Source organism: Streptomyces tricolor (genome assembly GCF_002155905.1).
Classification (GTDB): Bacteria; Actinomycetota; Actinomycetes; order Streptomycetales; family Streptomycetaceae; genus Streptomyces; species Streptomyces tricolor.
In genome coordinates, this window is sequence record NZ_MUMF01000711.1 from 1 (window position 1) to 2,616 (window position 2,616).

Genomic DNA, 2,616 nt, shown 5'->3' on the forward strand with positions numbered 1-2,616 from the left:
CGACGCCGTGCTGGGCGGTACCGGTCTTGCCGCCGACCAGCACGCCGGGGAGGGCCGCGTTGGTGCCGGTGCCGTCCCGGACCACGCCGGCCATCAGCTCCCGCAGCCGGGCCGCGGTGGCCGGCCGCATCACCTGCCGTCCCGGCCGGGCCCCGCTGCCCGTGACCGTCTCACCGCCGTGCCGGGTGGTCCGCTCCACCAGGTACGGCGGACGCAGCCGGCCGCCGTCCGCGACCGCCGCCGCGACCATCGCCATCTGCAACGGCGTGGCCCGCGTGTTGTACTGCCCGATCGAGGACAGCGCCAGCTGCGCCTTGTCCACCGTCGTGTCGAACGTGCTGGGGGACACCGCGAAGGGGATGCGCACCCCGGTGTCGTTGAACCCGAACGCCTGGGCCATGGCCGCCATGTCCCGCACCCCCACGTCCACGCCCAGCTTGGCGAAGACCGTGTTGCAGGACCATTCGAAGGCGTCCCGCACCGACGCGTCCGCGCAGCCGTCGGCCTCGTTGGTCAGCCGGGTGGTGGTGCCGGGCAGCCGGTAGGGGTCGGGGGAGTCGGTGCGCGCGTCCAGGTCCGTGACCACGCCCGCGTCCAGCGCCGCCGCCGCGGTGACCACCTTGAACGTCGACCCCGGCGGATAGGTCTGCCGCACCGCCCGGTTCAGCATCGGCTTCTCCGGGTCGTGGTTCAGCCGGTCCCACGCCGCAGCCACCGCCTCGTTGTTGCCGGACAGTTCCGCGGGGTCGTACGACGGGCTGGTCACCAGCGCCAGGACGCGGCCCGTGGCCGGCTCGACCGCGGCCACCGCGCCCTTGCGCCCGGCGAGCCCCCGGTACGCGGCCTCCTGCGCCCGCCGGTCCAGGGTCGTGACGACGTCCCCGCCGCGGTTCGGCGCCCGCGTCACGTCGTTCCACAGCGGCAGCGGCGCGAGCATCGGATCGGTGCCGGACAGCACCCCGTCCTCGGTGTGCTCCAGGAACGTGGTGCCGTACATCTGCGAGGAGAAGCCGGTGACCGGCGCGTACAACGGGCCGTTGCGGTAGGTGCGTTCGTAGCGCAGCTGCTCGCCGGTGTCCATCGAGCCGGTGACCGGCACGCCGCCCACCAGGATGTCCCCGCGCGGCTGCTGGTAGCGGGCGATGGTGGCCCGGCGGTTGGCCGGATTGCCGTCGTACTCCCGGGACTGCACGACCTGCACCCGGGTGGCGTTGGCCAGCAGGGCCGCCAGCAACAGGGCGCAGAACACACAGGCGTGCCGGATGTACCGCGCCATCGGACGCCCGCTCTCGGGCAGGCCGCCGTACTCGGTCACGGCGCCTCCCGGCCGTCGTACTGGCTGCGCGCCGAGTCGCTCACCCGCACCAGCAGCGCCACGATCGCCCAGTTGGTGACCACCGAGGAGCCGCCCTGGGCGAGGAACGGCATCGCCATGCCGGTCAGCGGGATCAGCCCGGTGACCCCGCCCGCGATCACGAACACCTGCAGCGCCACGATCGAGGCCAGCCCGACCGCGAGGAGCCGCCCGAACGGCTCGCGCAGCGCCAGACCCGCCCGGTAGCCGCGCTCCACCAGCAGGGCGTACAGCAGCACGATCGCCGCGAGGCCCGCCAGGCCCAGCTCCTCCCCGGCGGTCGCCAGGATGAAGTCCGACTTGACGGCGAAGCCGATCAGGATGGAGTGCCCGAGCCCCAGCCCGGTGCCGAGCATCCCGCCGGCGGCGAAGGCGAACAGCGACTGGGCGAGCTGGTTGGGGCCGTGCCCGGCCTCGATGGTGGCGAACGGGTGCAGCCAGTCCTCGATCCGCCCGCCCACATGCGGCTCCAGCCGCCCCACCGCGAAGGCGCCGAGCACGGCCAGCAGCAGCCCGACCGCGATCCAGCCGGTGCGCCCGGTGGCCACGTACAGCAGCACCACGAACAGCCCGAAGAACAGCAGCGAGGTCCCGAGGTCCCGCTCCAGCACCAGCACGCCCACGCTCACCAGCCAGATCGTCAGGATCGGCCCCAGCACCCGCCCGGTCGGGAACTGCAACCGCCACAGCCGGCGGCCGGTATAGGCGAGCGCGCTGCGGTTGGCGGCCAGATAGGCGGCGAAGAACACCGCGAGCAGCACCTTCGCGAACTCGCCCGGCTGGATGGAGAACCCGGCGATCCGGATCCAGATCCGGGCGCCGTTCACCGCCGGGAACAGGATCGGCAGCGCCAGCAGGACGAGGGCGGCCACCACGCAGACGTACGCGTACCGCTGGAGCACCCGGTGGTCGCGCAGCACCAGGACCACCCCGATGAACAGGCCCACCCCGAGCGTCGACCACACCAGTTGGGTGGGGGCCGCCTGGTCGCCCGGTGTCTCCAGGTCCAGCCGGTAGATCAGCACCAGCCCCAGCCCGTTCAACAGCACCCCGATGGGCAGCGGCAGCGGATCGGCGTACGGCGCCCGGATGCGGACCGCGAGATGGGCGAACAGGGCCAGCACGCCGAGCCCGGCGCCGTACCCGACGGCACCGGGCGGGACGGTACCGGTCCGCGCCAGCCCCACCGCGCAGTAGCCGTACACCGACAGCAGGACGGCCAGCACGAGCAGGGACAGTTCGACGCCCCGGCGCCGGGGCGT

The 2,616-nt window shown here is 73.5% G+C and carries 2 protein-coding genes; both read right to left on the minus strand.

Features of this window, described 5'->3' with window-relative positions:
• Positions 1-1,276 (minus strand): penicillin-binding transpeptidase domain-containing protein (locus CCN44_RS37950; protein WP_086703356.1); only part of this gene is annotated, 1,276 nt, incomplete at its 3' end.
• 35 nt (positions 1,277-1,311) lie between these two features.
• The coding region (locus CCN44_RS37955; protein ID WP_086703354.1) for an FtsW/RodA/SpoVE family cell cycle protein at positions 1,312-2,616 on the minus strand (1,305 nt) is incomplete at its 5' end.